Annotated in this window: 14 protein-coding genes and 1 pseudogene; 9 read left to right on the top strand and 6 right to left on the bottom strand. The window is 73.0% G+C overall.

The window, feature by feature from the left end; translation table 11 throughout:
• The first annotated feature begins 3 nt into the window (after positions 1-3).
• From BUS84_RS23005 to BUS84_RS23015, 3 genes are all read left to right on the top strand, one after another.
• Positions 4-258 (top strand): MoaD/ThiS family protein, encoded by a 255-nt coding sequence (locus tag BUS84_RS23005; RefSeq protein ID WP_074315481.1) that lies wholly within the window; start codon positions 4-6, stop codon positions 256-258.
• A gap of 13 nt (positions 259-271) precedes the next feature.
• On the top strand, positions 272-1516 hold the full coding sequence (locus BUS84_RS23010; RefSeq protein WP_074315484.1) for a metallophosphoesterase: 1245 nt from the start codon (positions 272-274) through the stop codon (positions 1514-1516).
• 61 nt (positions 1517-1577) lie between these two features.
• Positions 1578-4769: a UvrD-helicase domain-containing protein gene (locus BUS84_RS23015; protein ID WP_074315486.1), complete on the top strand. Its 3192-nt coding sequence runs from the start codon at positions 1578-1580 to the stop codon at positions 4767-4769.
• Positions 4770-5634: 865 nt separating this feature from the next.
• Here BUS84_RS23015 and BUS84_RS23025 read toward each other — a convergent pair.
• Positions 5635-6639 carry an EamA family transporter gene (locus BUS84_RS23025; protein ID WP_208869722.1) on the bottom strand — a complete coding sequence of 335 codons (1005 nt, stop codon included), beginning with the start codon at positions 6637-6639 and terminating at the stop codon, positions 5635-5637.
• Between the two features lie 624 nt (positions 6640-7263).
• Between BUS84_RS23025 and BUS84_RS41330 the strand changes: the two are divergent.
• The 3 genes and pseudogenes from BUS84_RS41330 to BUS84_RS23040 form a co-directional block, all read left to right on the top strand.
• Positions 7264-7539, top strand: a pseudogene (locus BUS84_RS41330) (LppU/SCO3897 family protein); the annotation flags it as partial.
• Positions 7540-7933: 394 nt separating this feature from the next.
• On the top strand, positions 7934-8341 hold the full coding sequence (locus tag BUS84_RS40935; protein ID WP_074319034.1) for an LppU/SCO3897 family protein: 408 nt from the start codon (positions 7934-7936) through the stop codon (positions 8339-8341).
• A 134-nt stretch (positions 8342-8475) separates the two neighbouring features.
• Positions 8476-9717, top strand: a complete 1242-nt coding sequence (locus BUS84_RS23040; RefSeq protein ID WP_074315489.1) for an ATP-binding protein — start codon at positions 8476-8478, stop codon at positions 9715-9717.
• 28 nt (positions 9718-9745) lie between these two features.
• Here the strand turns inward: BUS84_RS23040 and BUS84_RS23045 are convergent, their stop codons facing one another.
• On the bottom strand, positions 9746-10294 hold the full coding sequence (locus tag BUS84_RS23045) for a GNAT family N-acetyltransferase (protein ID WP_074315491.1): 549 nt from the start codon (positions 10292-10294) through the stop codon (positions 9746-9748).
• A 134-nt stretch (positions 10295-10428) separates the two neighbouring features.
• Between BUS84_RS23045 and BUS84_RS23050 the strand changes: the two genes are divergently transcribed.
• Together BUS84_RS23050 and BUS84_RS23055 are read left to right on the top strand one after the other, a co-directional pair.
• Complete coding sequence (locus BUS84_RS23050) at positions 10429-10974, top strand: DoxX family protein (protein ID WP_074315493.1); 546 nt, start codon at positions 10429-10431, stop codon at positions 10972-10974.
• A 214-nt stretch (positions 10975-11188) separates the two neighbouring features.
• Entirely contained in the window at positions 11189-12655 is a 1467-nt protein-coding gene (locus tag BUS84_RS23055) for a glycosyltransferase 87 family protein (protein WP_074315496.1), read from the top strand.
• A 4-nt stretch (positions 12656-12659) separates the two neighbouring features.
• On the opposite strand, the gene BUS84_RS23060 is transcribed toward BUS84_RS23055, so the two are convergent.
• Genes BUS84_RS23060 through moaC form a run of 4 tightly spaced genes read right to left on the bottom strand, consistent with a single transcriptional unit; the run spans position 12660 to position 15356 of the window.
• Complete coding sequence (locus BUS84_RS23060; protein ID WP_074315498.1) at positions 12660-13088, bottom strand: molybdenum cofactor biosynthesis protein MoaE; 429 nt, start codon at positions 13086-13088, stop codon at positions 12660-12662.
• Positions 13085-14344 carry a molybdopterin molybdotransferase MoeA gene (locus BUS84_RS23065; RefSeq protein WP_074315500.1) on the bottom strand — a complete coding sequence of 420 codons (1260 nt, stop codon included), beginning with the start codon at positions 14342-14344 and terminating at the stop codon, positions 13085-13087. The genes BUS84_RS23060 and BUS84_RS23065 overlap by 4 nt, the downstream gene beginning before the upstream one ends.
• Positions 14345-14397: 53 nt before the next feature.
• Complete coding sequence (locus BUS84_RS23070; RefSeq protein ID WP_074319036.1) at positions 14398-14868, bottom strand: MogA/MoaB family molybdenum cofactor biosynthesis protein; 471 nt, start codon at positions 14866-14868, stop codon at positions 14398-14400.
• A complete protein-coding gene (moaC, locus tag BUS84_RS23075; RefSeq protein ID WP_074319035.1) occupies positions 14865-15356 on the bottom strand; it encodes a cyclic pyranopterin monophosphate synthase MoaC in 492 nt (163 codons plus the stop codon). Before moaC ends, BUS84_RS23070 begins: the two co-directional genes overlap by 4 nt.
• 782 nt (positions 15357-16138) lie before the next feature.
• Between moaC and BUS84_RS23080 the strand changes: the two genes are divergently transcribed.
• Positions 16139-18667 carry a putative bifunctional diguanylate cyclase/phosphodiesterase gene (locus tag BUS84_RS23080; protein WP_074315502.1) on the top strand — a complete coding sequence of 843 codons (2529 nt, stop codon included), beginning with the start codon at positions 16139-16141 and terminating at the stop codon, positions 18665-18667.
• The last annotated feature ends 24 nt before the right edge of the window (positions 18668-18691 follow it).

Genomic DNA, 18691 nt, shown 5'->3' on the forward strand with positions numbered 1-18691 from the left:
GACGTGGACCCGACGCCGCTCACCATCCGCTACTTCGCCGGCGCGCGCGCCGCCGCCGGCCGCTCCGAAGAGGTCACCGCCGCCGGCCGATCGCTCGACGACCTCACCGTCGAGCTGGCCCAACGGCACGGCGACCGAATGGCCGCAGTGCTGCGAGTGGCGAGTTTCCTCGTGGACGGCGTCACCTGTCATGATCGTCAAGCACCCCTGCCAAGTGGGGCCACGATCGACGTCCTGCCCCCGTTCGCGGGCGGCTGAGGGGGGCGCACGGATGCTGGCGGTTCTGGGGTTCGTTGCCGTCCTGGCACTGGTCACCGGTCTCATCCATCTCTACCTGTGGAAGCGACTGGTCCGGGACACCACCACACCGGGCCGCTGGCGGCGGATCGGCGCGATCGCGGCCCTGGTGTTGGCGCTCCTCGTGCCGGTCACCCTCGCCGGCACGGAGGCCGGGCTCTACTGGCTCGCCTGGCCGGGCTACCTATGGCTCGCGGTGATGTTCTACCTGCTGGTCCTGCTCGCCGTGCTGGAAGTGCCGATGCTGGTCACCCGGCTGGTGCTGCGCCGCCGGGTCATCGCCGCCGAGCCCACCACCGCCGCACCCGAGCCGGTGCTGGTCGGCGCCGCCGGGCCCACCGACCCGCCAGCCGCCAGCGCGGTTCGTGCGCCCGACCACGACCCGGCACGCCGGCTGTTGCTGGCCCGCGGGGCGGCCATCTTCGCCGGCCTCACCGCCACCGGCATCACGGGGTACGGGGTACGCACCGCGCTCGGCCCGCCGCAGCTGGACCGGGTGCAGATCCCGATCGGCAAGCTCCCGCGCAGCATGGACGGCCTGCGCATCGCCACCGTCTCCGACATCCACCTCGGCCCGCTGCGCGGCCGGGCGCACACCGAGCGCATCGTCGCCGCGATCAACCGCCTCGACGCGGACCTGGTCGCGGTCGTCGGCGACCTGGTCGACGGCTCGGTCGCCGAACTGGGGTCGGCCGCCGCGCCGCTGCGCGACCTGCGCTCCCGGTACGGCAGCTTCTTCGTCACCGGCAACCACGAGTACTACTCCGGGGTCGAGGAGTGGGTCCAGGAGGTGGACCGGCTCGGCCTGCGGGTGCTGCAGAACCAGCGGCAGGAGATCCAGGCCCGGGGCGGCGTGCTCGACCTGGCCGGCGTGAACGACCTCTCGGGCACGGGCACCGGCCTCGCCGCCGGGCCGGACTTCGCCGCCGCGCTCGGTGACCGCGACCCGAGCCGACCGGTGGTCCTGCTCGCGCACCAACCGGTGGCGGCGAAGGAGGCGGCGCGGTACGGCGTCGACCTGCAACTGTCCGGGCACACCCACGGCGGGCAGATAGTGCCGTTCAACCTGGCCGTCCGGCTCGAACAGCCGGTGGTCAGTGGGCTCGGCGAGGTCGACGGCACCAAGGTCTACGTGACCAACGGCGCCGGTTTCTGGGGTCCGCCGGTCCGGGTCGGGGCCGAACCGCAGATCACCCTGGTCGAGCTGCGCTCGGCATAGCGGACGTCACGTCCGCGCGTGGCGGCGGGCGGCCGGCGCGGCGAGCGTGACAGGATGCGGCGTGCCCCCGTTCAGCGCCGTACCCCCCGGTGGCCTCCCGCCATTCGTCGCGGACCTGCACATCCACTCGAAATACTCGCGCGCGTGCAGCCGCGACCTCACCCTGCCGAATCTCGCTTGGTGGGCCCGGCGCAAGGGCATCGCCCTGCTCGGCACCGGAGACTTCACCCACCCCGCCTGGTACGACCACCTGCGGGAGACGCTGCGCCCGGCCGAACCGGGGCTCTACCGGCTCGACCCAGAGGCGGAGCGGGACATCGCCCGCCGGCTGCCGCCCCGACTCGCCGGCACGGCGGAGGCGGATCCGGTCCGGTTCATGCTGAGCGTGGAGATCTCCACCATCTACAAGCGGGACGACCGGACCCGCAAGGTGCACCACCTGATCTACCTACCCGACCTGGACGCGGTGGCCCGGTTCAACGCCGCGCTCGGCCGGATCGGCAACCTCGGCTCCGACGGCCGGCCGATCCTCGGCCTGGACTCCCGCGACCTGCTGGAGATCACCCTGGAGGCGAGCCCGGACGGCTATCTGGTTCCGGCGCACATCTGGACGCCGTGGTTCTCCGCGCTGGGCTCGAAGTCCGGCTTCGACGCGATCGCCGACTGCTACGCCGACCTGGCCGAGCACATCTTCGCCGTGGAGACCGGCCTCTCCTCGGATCCGGCGATGAACTGGCGGGTCGGCAGCCTGGACCGCTACCAACTGGTCTCCAACTCGGACGCGCACTCCCCGCCGGCGCTGGGCCGGGAGGCGACCGTGCTGACCGCCGAGCGGGACTACTTCGCCGTCCGGGAGGCGCTGCGGACCGGCGACGGCCTGGCCGGCACCATCGAGTTCTTCCCGGAGGAGGGCAAGTACCACGCGGACGGGCACCGGCTGTGCGGGATCAACTGGTCCCCCGAGCGGACCCGGGCCGCGGACGGACGCTGCCCCGAGTGTGGCAAGCCGCTCACCGTGGGCGTCCTCAGCCGCATCGAGGAGCTGGCCGACCGAGCGGAGGGGCATCGGCCGGCGCATGCGCGGGAGGTCACCCACCTGGTGCCGCTGGCCGAGATCCTCGGCGAGATCAACAGGGTGGGCGCCCGATCGAAGAAGGTCGAGGGGCGGCTCAACGAGCTGCTCGCCGCGCTCGGGCCCGAGCTGGAGATCCTGACCACGACGCCGCTGACCGACATCGCGCAGGCCGGCGGCGAGCTGCTCGCGGAGGGCATCGGGCGGCTCCGGCGCGGCGACGTGCGCCGGGTGCCGGGCTACGACGGCGAGTACGGAGTGATCACCCTCTTCGACCCGGCGGAGCTGGGCGCCAGCGCCGGCACGGCGCAGGAGACGCTGTTCGACGTACCGGTGCCGGCGCAGCGGAGACCCGCGCAGTCGGCAGCTCGGGCGGCGGCCAGGCGCCCCGCGGCGGCGAAGGCGGAGCCGAAGCGCAGGACAGCCCCACCACCCGCCCCACCGATCGCATCGCCGCCGTCACCACATGAGCCGTTCGAGCCGATGCTCGCGGGCATGGAGGAGGTCGGCACCGGCCTGCTGGACCGGTTGGACGCGATGCAACGGGTCGCCGCGTCCGCGCCCGGCGGCCCGCTGCTGATCGTGGCCGGCCCGGGCACGGGCAAGACCCGGACACTGACGCACCGGATCGCGTACCTCTGCGCGGAGCTGAACGTCTTTCCCGAGCACTGCCTGGCCATCACCTTCACCCGCCGGGCCGCCGAGGAGCTGCGGCACCGCCTCGACGGCCTGCTCGGCCCGGTCGCCGAGGACGTCACCGTGGGCACCTTCCACGCGCTGGGGCTGACCATCCTGCGCGAGAACGCCGACGCGGCGGGCCTGCCGGTGGACTTCCGGATCGCCGACGACGCCGAGCGGGCGGCGGCCCGGTCGGAGGCCGGCGACGACCAGGCCAGCTACACCGCGCTGCTGCGTAAGCAGGATCTCGTCGACCTGGACGAGCTGGTGAGCCTGCCGGTCGAGCTGCTGCGGGCCGACCGGGAGCTGGTCGGGCGGTACCGGGACCGCTGGCGGTGGATCTTCGTCGACGAGTACCAGGACGTCGACGCGGTGCAGTACGAGCTGCTGCGGTTGCTCAGCCCGGCCGACGGCAACCTCTGCGCGATCGGCGACCCGGACCAGGCGATCTACTCGTTCCGGGGTGCCGACGTCGGCTACTTCCTGCGCTTCTCCCAGGACTTCACCGACGCCCGGCTGGTCCGGCTCAACCGCAACTACCGCTCCTCGGCACCGATCCTGGCCGCCGCCGTGCAGGCCATCGCTCCGTCCTCGCTGGTGCGTGGCCGGCGGCTGGATCCGGCCCGGCTCGATCCGGAGGCACCGCTGGTCGGTCGCTACCCCGCGGCCTCCGTCGCCGAGGAAGCCGACTTCGTGGTTCGTACCGTGGACGAGCTGGTCGGCGGGCTGTCCCACCGGTCGCTGGACTCGGGTCGGATCGACGGCCGGTCCACCTCGCTGTCGTTCTCCGACATCGCCGTGCTGTACCGCACCGACGCGCAGGCCGCGCCGATCGTGGACGCCCTGACCCGGGCCAACATTCCGGTGCAGAAACGCTCACACGACCGGCTGCGGGACCGGCCCGGGGTGGCGGCCATCGCCCGCGAGCTGCGGCACGCCGACGGGCTGGCCGGCTCGCTCGCCGCCCGGGTGCGCCTGGCCGGCCAGGTGGTCGCCGAGCGCTTCGCCGTGCCCACCCTGGACGGTGCCGGCGCAGGACGTCCCGAGGACGTCCGCTCGGCCGTGGATCTGCTGACCCCGCTGGCCCGCCGCTGCGGCGACGACCTGGAGACATTCCTGTCCCAGCTGGCCACCGGCGCGGAGGTGGACGCGCTCGACCCGCGGGCGGAGGCGGTCACCCTGCTCACGCTGCACGCCGCGAAGGGCCTCGAGTTCCCAGTGGTCTTCCTGGTCGGCGCCGAGGACGGGCTGCTGCCGCTGCGCTGGCCGGGCTCGACACCCGATGAGGATGCGGTCGCCGAGGAGCGGCGGCTCTTCTTCGTTGGCCTGACCCGGGCCCAGGACCGGCTGTACGTCACGCACGCCGCCCGCCGTACCCGCCACGGCGTCGAGCGCGACTGTGCGCCGTCGCCATTCCTCGGCGCGATCGACCCGGGGCTGTTCGAGCGGTTCGGCGAGACCGAGCCGCGCCGACCGAAGGACCGCCAGCTCCGCCTCATCTGACGGTCCCCGCTCCCGTCGCGGCAACCGACGTCCCGCGACGATCCGCGCGGCGCGGTCAGGCCGGCCGGTCGAACGAGCGCTATACCTCTGAGGCATATTTATATGACTCACAGGTATAGCGCTAGTTCCAGCGAGTGCCGCTGACGGCGTCACCCTGAGTGAAACCGGCAGCTGCGCGGGGACCAGCGACGGCCGGCGGCCGGCCGGATCAGCCAGGAGCGCGGCGAGCCAGGCGCCCGCGAGCAGAGCCGGGCCGAGTGGCAGCAGGGTGTCCCGGCGCACCCGCCGGGCGGCGAGCAGGCCGAGCACCACGCCGCCGTGCAGCAGGTGCGGCAGGAGCAACCCGGCCAGCAGGGTGTCCCGACCCAGCCAACCGAGCGGCAGGCCGAGGTCGGCGGCGAGCTTCACGTCCCCGAAGCCCAACCGGGAACCGGGCAGCAGGGCCAGCAGCACGTGCGCCCCGCCGGCGACCGCCGCGCCGGCCAGCGCGCCGAGCAGCCGCCCCGGGTCGTCGGCCAGCAGAGCCGCACCGGACAGGCCGCCCAGTGCGAGCAGTGCCGTGGCCAGAACCAGCATGTCGGGCAGCCGCACGCAGGCCAGGTCGACCACGGCCAGCACCAGCCCCAACGACGCCACCGCGAGGAAGACCGGCAGCGCCGGGTCGCCACCGAGTGCGACGGCGAGCCCGAGGAACACCACGCCCGCCACCGCCGGGCTGAGCCACACCCACCGGCCGGGCCGGGACGGCGACGGCAGGTGCGCCGGCCGGGTGGTGAAGGGCCCGGCCAGCCGAGGAACGGCGAGGCCGACCAGCACGCCGAGCAACGCCACCGGCACCAGCGCAGCGGCCGACATGCGCCGGCGGTTACCGCCGGTCGCGCTCGCGCGCGGTCCCCGACCGCGATCCCGCGCTCGGCCGGCGGGGGCGTTCCGTGCTCACCACCAGGGCCACCCCGGCGACGATGACCGCTCCGCCGAGCAGCACCTGCGGGGTGATCGGCTCGGCCACCAGCAACGCGCCGAGCGCCACCGCGACCGCCGGGTTGACGTAGGCGTACGTCGAGACCAGCGAGATCGGCGCGTTGTGCAGCAGCCAGACGTACGCGGTGAAGGCCACCAGCGAGCCGGCCACCATGAGGTAGCCCAACGCCAGCCAGGACCGGGTGCTGACCTCGGCCGGGTGGAAGTCGCGCAGCTCGCCCCGCCCGGCGGCGACGACGGCCAGCACCAGCGCGCCGGCCACCATCTCGTACACCGTGGCGACGAACGGGTCGGCGGGCATCCGGATCCGGCCGGACAGGAACGATCCGACCGACCAGGAGGTGGCCGCCGCGACCACGGTCAACGCCCCGACCAGCGGCACCGCGTCCGCGCTGCCGGCGGGCAGCACCAGCAGGACCAGACCGACGAAGCCGAGGGTGACCCCGGCGAACGTCCAGACCGGGGGTCGGTCCCCGGTGGCGGAACGCAGCAGCACCACGAGCAACGGCACGGTCGCGACCAGCAGCGCGGCGATCCCGGACGGCACCGCCACGCCGGGTGGCCCGGACTCGGCGAGCACCACCAGACCGTTACCCCCGGCGAGCAGGAGCACCCCGACCAACGCGGCGGAGCCGAGCTGTCGGCGCTCCACCCGCAGCGCGCCCGGCCCCCGGCGCAGGCGCAGCACCGCCGCCAGCACCGCACCGGCGACGGCGAACCGCAGGGCGGCCGACGTCAACGGTGGCAGCGTCTCCACGGCGATCCGGATGCCCAGATAGGTGGAACCCCAGAGCAGGTAGACCACGATCAACGCGGTCCAGATCAAGGTCGGCGCGGTGCCGGCGCCACGGGTGGCCAGGGCTGCGGCACTCGGTGAAGGTGAGCTCATCGGTGGACCACGCTACGGTGACCACGGAGTCGGCGTCGCGCATTGGTGGCCGGCCTCTCACCACTTGTGCAGGAGGGCGGCATGACGAACTACGGACCACCGGGTGGCGGCGTCCCGGGACCGTGGCGTGAGCAACGACCCGACGAGACGCCCGGACGGCCGCCCCAGCAGGCCTACCCGCCCTCGCACGAGCCCTACCCGCCGGTGGTCCAGTCGTACCCGTCGGCGCCCCAGGGGCGACCCGGTCCCTACGGCGACACGCCCTACGGCGGCGGACTCGCCGCGCCCTACGGTGGCGGGTCGGACACGCGCTACGGCGAGTCGGAGAGCTCCTACGGCGGCGGGTCGTACCGGCCGAGCGGAGCGCCCCCGGCGTACGGCGGCGGGCAGCCGTACCGGCCCGACGACGGCCCGCACGGCGGGGATCCCGCGCCGGCTCCGGGTGGGCGCGGTCGAGGTCCGCTGATCGCGGTGCTGGCCGTCGTGCTGCTGCTGGTGGCTGCCGGTGGCGGAGCGTTCTGGTTCCTCAGGGGGTCGGGCGATCCCGCCCCGGTGACCGCGCCGACCGGCTCGGCCGTCGCCGGGGAGCCCGGCGCGGACGCGGCCGACCCGGCCGCGCCGGCACCGAGCGCCGCAGCGCCGGAGTCGTCGGCCGACCCGCGGTTCGTCAAGGTCGGCCAGTGCGTCCGCAACGATGGCGCGGCCGGCGACAAGCCCAAGCTGCTGATCAGCGGCTGCGCCCCGAAGTCGTACGAGGTGCTGCGCCGGATCGACGGCCCGACCAGCGGCGAGCGGGACGCCGAGGCCAAGTGCGCCAAGGTCGAGGGCTACACCAACTGGTACTTCTTCGACAGCGAGCTGGACACCCTCGACTTCGTCCTCTGCCTCAAGCAGCGCTGAGGCCACCCACCCTGGGGATGACATGACAACCTACGGACCATCGGACGCCGGGCAGCCGGACGACCCGTACCAGCGCCCGGCGACCGGCCCCGACGGCCCGCCACCGGTCGACCCGACCCGACAGCAGTGGGGCCAACCGCCGGCCGACGCGGAGCCGCCGACCGCGCCCCTGTGGGGTCCGCCGCCGACCTCGGGCCCGGGTTACCCACCGCCCAGCCCAGGGGCGGGTTACCCACCGCCCAGCCCTGGGTCCGGATACCCACCGCCGCCCGGTCCGTTTCCGCCGGCCGGTCCGACGCCCGGGCAGCCGGGCGCGCCGTGGGGCCCGCCGGCGCCCGGCGGGTACGGGATGCCGCCCGCCCCGCCGGCGAGGAACACCGGCCGGAAGGTCGCCCTGATCATCACGCTGGTGGTGCTGCTCCTGCTCTGCCCGTGCCTCGGCCTGGCAGGGTGGGCGGTCTGGAAGGCCGTGGACGCCGACAGCAACGCCGCGCCCGCACCGTCAGTGAGCGCGCCGGCCGTTCCGCCCGTCGAGCCCAGCGATGTGCCGTCCCCGGCCGCGCCGAGCCCGAGCGAGGACGAGTTCGCCAAGGGCGACTGCGTGGTCAACGACGGCACCGAGGACGACGCGGAGTTGCGCAAGGTGCCGTGCGGCCCCAACACCTACCAGGTGCTGCTGCGGATTCCGGCGACGAGCGACGGGGACCGGTGCGAGACGCTCGCGCCGCAGGCCACCGCGAACTACGTGCACGACAACTCGATCGACCTGTTCGACTACGTGCTCTGCCTGAAGAAGCGGTAACCGGTAGCCAAAACTAGGGCTGTCTAGCGTGGATGCTAGACAGCCCTAGTTTATTGTCGACGCCCCCGACACGCCGGTAGCCCCATCTATCCATGTCTAGCCCCTCAGCTAGAGGGCCCGATACTGTGCGATGCGTGGATCCGGTCCGCAACCCGTACGCACCGGGCGCCGGTCAGCGCCCGCCCGAACTCGCCGGGCGGGGGCGGGAGCTGGACGTCTTCGACATCGTGCTGGAGCGCATCGCCCGAGGTCGCCCCGAGCGCAGCCTGATGCTCACCGGGCTGCGCGGTGTCGGCAAGACCGTCCTGCTCAACACCCTCCGGTCGCAGGCGATCAACCGCCTCTGGGGCAGCGGCAAGATCGAGGCGCGGCCGGATCAGTCCCTGCGCCGCCCGGTCGCCGCCGCGCTGCACATGGCGGTCCGGGAGCTCGCGCCCCGGCACCGCGCGCCCGACCGGATCGACGCCTTCCTCGGGGTCCTCAAGGCGTTCGCCCAGCGGTCCGCCCCGACCGGCCGGGGCGGGAGCGCCCCGAAGCTGCGCGATCGGTGGCAGCCCGGAATCGACGTACCCGCGGCGAGCGGTCGGGCCGACTCCGGCGACATCGAGATCGACCTGGTCGAGCTGCTCAGTGACGCCGCCGCCGTGGCCAGCGACGTGGGCACCGGCATCGCCGTCTTCATCGACGAGATGCAGGACCTCGGCCCGGAGGACGTGTCGGCGCTCTGCGCCGCCTGCCACGAGCTGTCCCAACTCGGCGCGCCGCTGATCGTGGTCGGCGCCGGCCTGCCGCACCTGCCGGCCGTGCTCAGCGCCGCGAAGTCGTACTCCGAGCGGCTGTTCCGCTACCAGCGCATCGACCGGCTCGACCGGATCGCCGCCGACCAGGCACTCTGCGCGCCGGCCGAACGCGAGGATGTGGAGTACGAGCAGAAGGCGCTCGACCTTCTCTACGAGAAGTCCGGCGGCTACCCCTACTTCGTCCAGGCGTACGGCAAGGCGACCTGGGACCATGCTCCGCGCTCGCCGATCACCGCCGCCGACGTCCGGGTCGCCGCGCCCGAGGCGGAGGCCGAGCTGGCGGTCGGCTTCTTCGGCTCCCGGTTCGAGCGGGCGACCCCCGCCGAGCGCGAGTACATGCGGGCGATGGCCACGTTGTCCCTGGTGGAAGGCGAGTCCGGCGGCCCGGTCCGCGACGACATGGACGCCGCGGTGCCCACCGCGGAGATCGCCCGGGCGCTCGGCCGCAAGCCGGCCAGCCTCTCCCCGGCGCGGGACGCGCTGATCAAGAAGGGGCTGATCTACTCCGGTGAGCGGGGCACGGTGGCCTTCACCGTTCCGCACTTCGGCCGGTACCTGCGCACCCAGCCAGCCTGACGGCGGGCATCGCGCCGATCCGGCGCGCTCAGACCCGGGACCAGGGCACCGGAAAGAGCACCTCGCCGCAGGGCGGCGGCCCTTCCTCGCTGGTGGACGGCGGCAGCAACAGCGCCTGCCACGGCTCACCGAGACCGGCCCACGGGCTGCTCACACCCAGCTCGCTGGCCGGGCCGAAGCCGAAGCGGCGGTAGAAGGCGGGATCGCCCAGGACCACGACCAACCGCTCGCCCAGCTCGGTGGCGGCGTCCAGAGCGGCCTGCACCACCGCCGTGCCGTGCCCCAGCCGCTGCCGGTGCGGAGCGACCGCCACCGGGCCGAACACCAGAGCGGGCGCGTCGCTGCCCCGCTCCGGTCGCACCCGCACCCGGGTGAGCAGCGCGTACCCGACCACCTCGCCGCCGTACTCGGCGACCATGGCCAGCTCCGGCAACCAGGCGTCAGTGCCGCGCAGCTCGTCGACCAGGCTCACCTCCGGCGGCGTCGCCACGTCGGGCCGGGCGAACGCGGCAGCCAGCACCCGACGCACCGGGCCGGTGTCGGCCGGGTCCTCGGGTCGTAGCCGCAGCGTGGTCACCCGCGCGACGTTACCCGTGACGGACGGTCCATCAGCGATGGTCGCTCGAATCGGCGTGGCGGATGTGTACGGCCACCGATCCGGATCCGGCGGTTGCCGGGGTAGCAAACGCCGTGACGGGGTATGACTGATCCATGACGCCCGTACGCTCCCTCGCCCGCGCCATGCTGAGCGGCATTTTCGTGGTCAGCGGGTACCGCAACTTCCGCAACCCGGACCGGCTGGCGGTGGCGGCCAGGCCGGTGACCGACAAGCTCGCGCCGATGCTGCACAAGGCGCATCCGAACTTCCCCACCGACACCAAGACGCTGATCCGGCTCAACGCCGCGGTGCAGGTCAGCGCCGGGCTGATGCTGGCCACCGGGCGGTTCAGCCGACCCGCCGCGCTGGTCCTCGCCGGCTCGCTGGTGCCGGTGACCATCGCCGGGCATCCCTTCTGGAACAACGACGACCCGGTGGCCCGGAACAACAACCAGGTGCACGTCCTGAAGAACCTGGGCCTCTTCGGCGGCCTGCTGCTCGCCGCGGCCGACACCGGGGGCAAGCCGGGTCTGCGGTGGCGGACCGGCCATCGCATCGGCCATTCTCGACGTTCCATGCAGCGCGCCGTCCGCACTGCCCGGCGGGAGGCCCGGATCGCCGTCCGGTCCGCCTCCACCGCGCGTCGACTTCCGGGCTGACCTGCCTCGATACGTTCCGGCCTCACCCCCACCCCCGCTAAGGCCACGAATTACCTGAACCACCCGGTAGGCGTTAACGCGGTGGAAATGTCAAAAACATGTGTGGGATCGGACACGGTCGCATAACGCGGGAGGCACTGACGTGAGGCGCCGTTCTAGGCTCCGTGCAGGACCTGGACGGGTAGGACGATCTTGGTACGGGGGTGGCCACGCCATGCCGACGACTGTCGGTAGACGGGCAGACCGCCTCGCCCAAATTCAACGCGTGACCCGTGCGATCGAACGCGCGACGCGTGGGGTCGATCGCGGGACAGTCGTACGGGGTGCCATCGTGGCCGCCGTCGCCTACGCCGCATGGCTCGCCATCGGTGCGTTCGGGCGGCCGTACAACTTCTTCGACATGAAGATCTACCACGGCGCGGTGGTGTGGTGGGCGAGCGGCCACGAGCTCTACGAGTTCATCGCGCCGGGCACAACTCTCGGCTTCACCTACCCGCCGTTCGCCGGCCTCGTCATGCTGCCGATGGCACAGTTGCCGATCGGCGCCGCCGGAAGGGTCAACGCTCTGGCCAGCATCGCCGCGCTGGCGCTGGTGCTGGCGGGGCTGCTCCGCCCCATCGTGGACCGGCTGGGCTGGCCGCTGTGGTTCACCGTGGCCCTGGCGGTGCCGCTCGCGGTGGCGATCGAGCCGGTCCGGGAGACCCTCGGCTACGGCCAGGTCAACGTCCTGCTGTTCGCGCTGATCATGGCCGATCTGATCGGGCTGCGGTGGCGCTCCCGCCGGGGCACCCACTACGCGGCGACCGACGGCCCCCTGCTGCGCTTCATCTACGGCGGTGCCTGGGCCGGAGCGGGCATCGGCCTGGCCACCGCGGTCAAGCTCACCCCGGCGCTGTTCATCGCCTACCTGCTGATCACCCGCCAGTGGCGGGTGGCGGCCACCGCGATCGGCACCACGATCGGTGTGACCGTGGGGACCTTCGCGATCGTCGGTGACGAGTCGCGGGCCTACTTCGGCAGCGTGCTCTGGCAGACCGAGCGGGTCGGCGCGGCGGACATGACGCCCAACCAGTCGCTCGCCGGCCTGCTGGCCCGGCTGTACGACTCGATCGAGACCCCCGGTCTGCTCTGGCTCGCCTTCTCGGTGCTGATCCTGGCGCTGGGCCTGTCCCGGGCGGCCAGCTCCCGCGCCGACGGTGACGAGCTGACCGCGTTCACGCTGGTCGGTCTTACCGCCAACGTGATCAGCCCGATCTCCTGGACGCACCACCTCGTCTGGGTGATCCCGGCGATCATCGTGCTGGCCGACGCGGCGGTACGCCGCCGGGAGGCGAGCCGGGGGTTGACGCAGCGCAATGGCCAGGGCCTGGCGTTCGGGGGCCTGCCCGGGGTCAACGGGCTCCGCCCGCCGATCTGGTACCCGGCGCTGACCGGGCTCCGGCACGGCGTCGCCGCGATCGGGCTCTACCTGCTCTTCCTGGTCTCCCCGATCTGGCCGTACGAGCACCAGCTGCCGGAGATGTCGCACTATCAGGACGGTCTCTTCGGCGCACTGATGGAGAACTCGCTCGCGCTCGCGCTGATCGTGCTGGTCGCCGCGCTGCCCTGGCGCCCGGGCGCAGAGCCGGCGTTCTACGGCGACCGACTCGCGCGGGCCGTGCTGGTCAACGGCCGACGCTGAGCGGTCAGGGGCAGTTGACCCATTCCTCGGTGCCGTCACCGAAGACCTGCCGCTTCCAGATCGGCAGCCGCGCCTTGACCTCGTCCACCAGACGGGCGCAGGCCTCGAAGGCCGCCGCGCGGTGCGCGGTGCTCACGGCGGCGACCAGCGCCACGTCGCCGATCGCCAGCGGGCCGACCCGGTGCGAGACCGCCACCGCGTAGACGTCGGGCTCGGCCGCGATCTCGGCGGCCACCTCGCGTAGCACCTGCTCGGCACTCGGGTGCCCCTCGTACTCCAGGCTCACCACCGGGCGCCCGTGGTCGTGGTCGCGGACCACGCCCTGGAAGGAGACGACGGCGCCGGCCCGCCGGTCGGCGACCGCCGCCTCGTGCGCGGCCAGATCCAGTGGCTGGTCGGTGACCTCGCCGAAGGTGAGCGCCGGCGCCGTCACGATGCACGCTCCCCGGGCAGCAGCGGCAGTGGCACGATCGGCACCCGGTCGCCCGGATCGCCGGCGGTGCCCGGCCGGATGACCGCGAACCCGTCGGCACCGGCCAGGCCACGCAGCATCGCCGAGCCGACGTGCCGCACTGGGGACGCGGTGCCGGCGGCCCGGTCCAGCCGGACCAGTGCCAGGTGGGTGTGATCGCCACGACCGGGCACCGCCTCGGCCAAGGTGGCCTGCGGCAGGACCGGCATCGGACGGCCCTGGAGGCCGGCGAGCAGCGGGGCGACCAGCGACACCAGCGCGACGATGGCGGACTGCGGGTTGCCGGGCAGCCCGGCGACGAACCGGACCCGCCCGTCGTCGCCGGCCAGCCGGGCCAGCAGCATCGGGAAGCCGGGCCGGACGGCGACCGTGTTGACCACGTAGTCGGCGCCGAGCGCCTCGAGCGCCGGGTGCAGGTGGTCGACCGGGCCGTGCATCGTGCCGCCCGTGGTGCAGACCAGGTCGGCGTTGGCCAGCGCCGCGCGCAGGGCGGCCACGTGTGCGGGCAGCGTGTCGGCCACGGGGCCGACCACGTCGGACGGCCGGACCTGGCAGCCATACCGGCGCAGCCACGCGGGCACCGCCGGCCCCAGCGCGTCCCGGACCCGGCCGGCCGCGGGTGGACCCGCGGCGAGCAGCTCGTCGCCGAAAACCAGAAGCGCGGCGCGCGGCGCCCGCCGGACCTGCAGGGTGTCGTGCCCGCAGGACGCCGCCAGGCCGATCACCGCCGGATCGACCGGCGTGCCGACCGGCAGCAGCTCCTCGTCGGCGTACGCCTCCTCGCCCAGTTGCCGCCACTCCGGCGTTTGTCGGGGCGTGCCGCTGACCAGGCCGTCGGTGGTCGTGGTGGACTCCTCGACGCGCAACACGGCGGTCGCGCCTTCGGGCACCATGGCGCCGGTCGCGATCTCGACGGTGGTGCCGTCCTCGCTGAGCGGCACGGGGGTGTTGCCGGCCAGCACCCGGCCGACCACGCGCCACGGGCCGGCGCCGCGCACCGCCCAGCCGTCCACGCTGGAGGTGGGGAAGGCGGGAAGGTCGGTGCGGGCGGTCAACGGCTCGGCCAGGGTCAGCCCGTCGGCGTCGATCAGGGGCCGGGCGACGGCGGGAAGCGCGGCGGCCAGGCCGACCGCGTAGACGCGGGAGCGCGCCTCCTCCCACCCGGCCGGCGGGGGCGCGGCGACCCAGTCCGCGGTTGGTGCGGTTTCCGTGCTCACCGGCCGAGCCTATCGGGGCGGACCGACACCCGCCGGGCCTGGGCGCGGACCGGTCAGTGGTCTCCGCCGCGAAGTTGGTCGACGGTGTGCGCGAGGATCGGCCCGAGCACGGCCAGCCCGTCCCGGGCGCCGCCGGTCGAGCCGGGCAGGTTGACCACCAGCATCCGGCCGGCCACCCCGGCCAGCCCTCGGGACAGCGCCGAGGTGGGCACGCGGTCGCGACTGTGCGCGCGGATCGCCTCGGCGATGCCGGGAATCTCGTAATCCAGCAGACCTCGGGTCACGTCCGGCGTCCGGTCCGACGGGGTGACCCCGGTGCCGCCGCTGGTCAACACCACATCTATGCCGTCGGCGAGGGCCTCCTGCAAGGCCGCGCCGACCGGCTCGCCGTCGGGCACCACCACCGGCTCGTCGACCTGGCAGCCCAGCTCGAGCAGGCCGGCGGCGAGCAGTGGACCGCTGGTGTCGGCGTAGACGCCGGCCGCGGCCCGGTTCGATGCGACGATCACCCGGGCCCGGATCACGGCCGGTCCTCCGGTCGGACCCACTCGCCGGTCTTGCCGCCCTCCTTGCGCAGCACCCGGACCGCCTCCACCGAGGCCGCCGGGTCGACCGCCTTGACCATGTCGATCAGGGCGAGACCGGCGACCGCGACCGCGGTGAGTGCTTCCATCTCCACCCCCGTCCGGTCCGCCGTGCGGGCGGTGGCGGTGATCTCCACGGTGTCGACGGTGAGCCGCAGGTCGACGGTGACGCCGTGCAGGGCGATCGGGTGGCAGAGCGGGATCAGCTCCGGGGTGCGCTTTGCGCCCATGATCCCGGCCAGCCGGCCGACCGCCAACGCGTCACCCTTGGGCAGGCCGTCGCGGTGCAGCAGGTCGACGACCTCTGGTGTGGTCCGCAGACGGCCCGCCGCGACGGCCAGCCGGCCGGTCACCGGCTTGGCGGAGACATCGACCATGCGGGCCGCACCGGCGCGGTCGACGTGGCTGAGCTGCGCGGGTTCGGTCACGACGGTGAGCCTATCGGTGCGGTACGACCGGTTGGCGCTCGGAAGGAGCGACACCCCGAGGGGGTTGCGGTCGGTAATCATTCCGCTGCCGGTTCGGCGCCTCCCGCAATCCGAATTCGAACATACGTCCGAGAATTGCGGTCAATTGAGGGCGCCGGGTCGCAGGAAACCGACGGGCCGCGAGCACCCTCTGTTGCTTCGGCGTTTCGGGCTGCAACTTGAGTTCGGCAAGCCGCACCTCGATGTATCCAGGACCGGTATCCATGGTGTTCGGACGCTCAGCCCGCGAGAATGGCGATGCCCGGAATTTGAAGCGTGCTCCGTTCACCACAGTTGGAGGACCAGCGGCAATCAGGGCTGGAGCGCAGATTCATCCGACCGGATCTACGCTGAGCCCGAACTCCGGATGAGGCCGGGGAGTCTGCTCGTCAGACTGAGGAGGAACCGTCGGGGCAGACCCCGCGCACATCCTCCGACGACGATTGGCAACATGCGAGCTGCAGAGGCGAACAAGTCGACCGCGCTCCGCTCAGGAGTCATGGACACACCGTCACAAAACCCTCCAGCTTGGCTGATGTTGCGCATACCGACATTTATTACTGCTAACGGCATCGAGTTCGCTTTAGGCTCTCGTCACGAAGACCCCCGGGGATACAGAACCCGGGCCGGGATGAGTGGAGGGAGCGTGCAATGCGCGGCAGCGACTGGCACTGACATCAGAGTGACACTCAGCGGTAAGCTCCCGTCGTCAACATGTAACTGTCGGCGACGACAGGAGCTTCATGAGTCGGGTCACCTCAGAGAACACCACCAGGACAGACCGACAACTACTGTTGCTCGTCGGTCTCGTCGTCGTACTGGCCATCGGCCCGACACTCATCGCCGTCGCCGAGGTGCTGGCCCACCCGCCCGACTCCGTGGGCGACGGGGCGACCTTCGTCGCGCTGACGTTCATGACAGCCCTCGGGACGATCGTCAAGGTGCCGATCCGTATCCGCTCGACCACGCACGCCATCACCTGGATCGAGACGGCGATCGTGATCGGGCTCGCGGTGGCCCCACCCGCCTGGGTGGTGCTGGCAACCGGCACCGGCGTCGGCATCGCATCGGCCGTCATGAAGCTCGCGGTCATCAAGACGGCGTTCGGTGTCAGCAAGAACATCCTGGTCGCCGGTGGAGCGAGCGCCATCGCGCTGACGGTCCACTGGCAGTGGCCACCGGTGGGCCTGGCGGAGCTCGTCACGCTGCTGGGCGCGATCTACCTGGTCGCCGCGCTCCTCGACGACCTGTTGGCAATCCCGGTGATCGCGCTCGCGACCGGCACCCGCATCTCCCGTCAGTTCCTGAACAACCTTGACCTCCGGCTCGCCGGCTTCGGCGTGCGCTTCGTCGTGGCCCTCTGCACGCTGCTGATCCTCCAGGCGGACCCGCGATTGCTGCTCGCCGTCCCACCGCTCATGTTGAGCCTGCACCTGGCCTACTCCGCGCGTATCCGGGGCCGCACCGAGCAGCAGGCGTGGCAGCGGCTCGCCCGCACCACCGACGCGCTCAACGTGGTGGACCTGGACAACGTCCTCACCACCGCGGTCACCCAGGCCGCCGAGTTGTTCTCCGCCGACGAGGTCGAGATCGAGCTGCGCGACGGGCGGACCGTGCGCGGCGGCACCGGCGGCATCACCTTCGACGGCCCGACCGGCACACCCACCGACATCGAGGGCACCATCGTCCCCGCGCCGCTGGAGGGACACGACCGTTCGGTCGACGTCGGCGTGCTGCGACTGCGCTTCCGCGGCCCGGTGCTGCTCTCCGAGCGGGAGCAGTACACCCTGCGCACCTTCGCCTCCGCGCTCTGCACGGCGGTCCGCAACGCCCAGGCGTACGCCGAGTTGGCCCGGGCCGCCGACGAGCACGCGTACGCGGCCGCGCACGACGCGCTGACCGGCCTGGCAAACCGTCGGCACCTGCTGGACGAGGGCACCGAGCAGTTGAGCGGGCGGCACGCGGACGGGGTGACCGCGCTGGTGCTGATCGACCTCAACCACTTCAAGGAGGTCAACGACACGCTCGGGCACGCCGCCGGCGACCAGGTGCTGGTGCAGGTGGCCGAACGGCTGCGGGGCGCCGCGCAGGGCGGTGACCTGGTGGCCCGTCTCGGCGGCGACGAGTTCGCCGTACTTCTGCGCGGGCTGCCGGCCCCGGCGGTCGCCGGGCACCGGGCGGAGACGCTGCTCGCGGCGTTGCACGAGCCGTTCGAGCTGGGCGGCATGCGGATCAGCGTCGAGGCCAGCGGCGGGATCTCCGTCGCCCCGGCCAGCGGCGGCATGACCGAGCTGCTGCGCCGCGCCGACGTGGCGATGTACCAGGCGAAGCGGGCCGGCCAACGGATCTCCACGTACGCCTCGACCCGGGACACCGCCGACCTCGGTCGACTCACCCTCGGGGGTGAGCTGCCACGGGCGGTGGCCGATCACGAGTTCGTCGTCAACTTCCAACCGATCGTCGACCTGGGCACCGGCGAGGTGACCAGCGCGGAGGCGCTGGCCCGCTGGCACCACCCCCACCACGGCATGATCGATCCGCTGCGGTTCCTGGAGGCGGTGGAGCGCTCGGGGCTGCTACCGGCCTTCGCCGAGGCGATCCTGGACCAGGCGTTGATCGCGGCGGCCGGCTGGCGCGACGCAGGCTTCGACGTGCCGGTCGCGGTCAACGTGTCCCCGCGCAGCCTGCTCGACGCGCGCTTCCCCGGCTCGGTGCTGGCCCGCCTGCGCGCCCACGACCTGCCACCGGACCGGCTGGTGCTGGAGTTGACCGAGACGCTGACGCTCAGCCAGCTCGACGTGGTGGACCGGGTGCTGAGCCGGCTGCGCGACGAGGGCGTCCGGTTGGCGCTGGACGACTTCGGCACCGGCTACTCCTCGCTCTCCCTGCTCTCCCGGATCCCGGTGCACGAGCTGAAGATCGACCGCAGCTTCGTGACGACGATGGAGAGTTCGGCGGAGGCTGCCGCCGTCATCCGCTCCACCCTCGACCTGGGCCGCAGCCTCAACCTGGACGTGGTGGCCGAGGGGGTGGAGAGCGAGCCGCAGCGACGGGCCCTCTGGGAGCTGGGTTGCACCGCCGGCCAGGGGCACCTGTTCGCCCGGCCGATGCCCGCCGGCACGCTCCTCGCGGCGTTGCAGCGCGGCTCGGGCGGCCGCCCGGGCACCCTCGCACCGCCGCTGCACGACGCGGGCGCGGTGATCCGGTTGACCCAGAACCGCCGCCAGAACGGCCGGTCCCGGCCCGACCGTCTTCCCCACCTCCCCGCCTGACCGGGCACCAGCGGGGCGGTCTGC

This window comes from Micromonospora cremea, from assembly GCF_900143515.1.
Taxonomy (GTDB): domain Bacteria; phylum Actinomycetota; class Actinomycetes; order Mycobacteriales; family Micromonosporaceae; genus Micromonospora; species Micromonospora cremea.

Coding starts and splice junctions, on each gene's coding strand:
- BUS84_RS23010 (WP_074315484.1), top strand. CDS start 272: ATGCTGGCGGTTCTGGGGTTCGTTGCCGTCCTGGCACTGGTCACCGGT.
- BUS84_RS23055 (WP_074315496.1), top strand. CDS start 11,189: ATGCCGACGACTGTCGGTAGACGGGCAGACCGCCTCGCCCAAATTCAA.
- BUS84_RS23050 (WP_074315493.1), top strand. CDS start 10,429: ATGACGCCCGTACGCTCCCTCGCCCGCGCCATGCTGAGCGGCATTTTC.
- BUS84_RS23025 (WP_208869722.1), bottom strand. CDS start 6,639: ATGAGCTCACCTTCACCGAGTGCCGCAGCCCTGGCCACCCGTGGCGCC.
- BUS84_RS23080 (WP_074315502.1), top strand. CDS start 16,139: ATGAGTCGGGTCACCTCAGAGAACACCACCAGGACAGACCGACAACTA.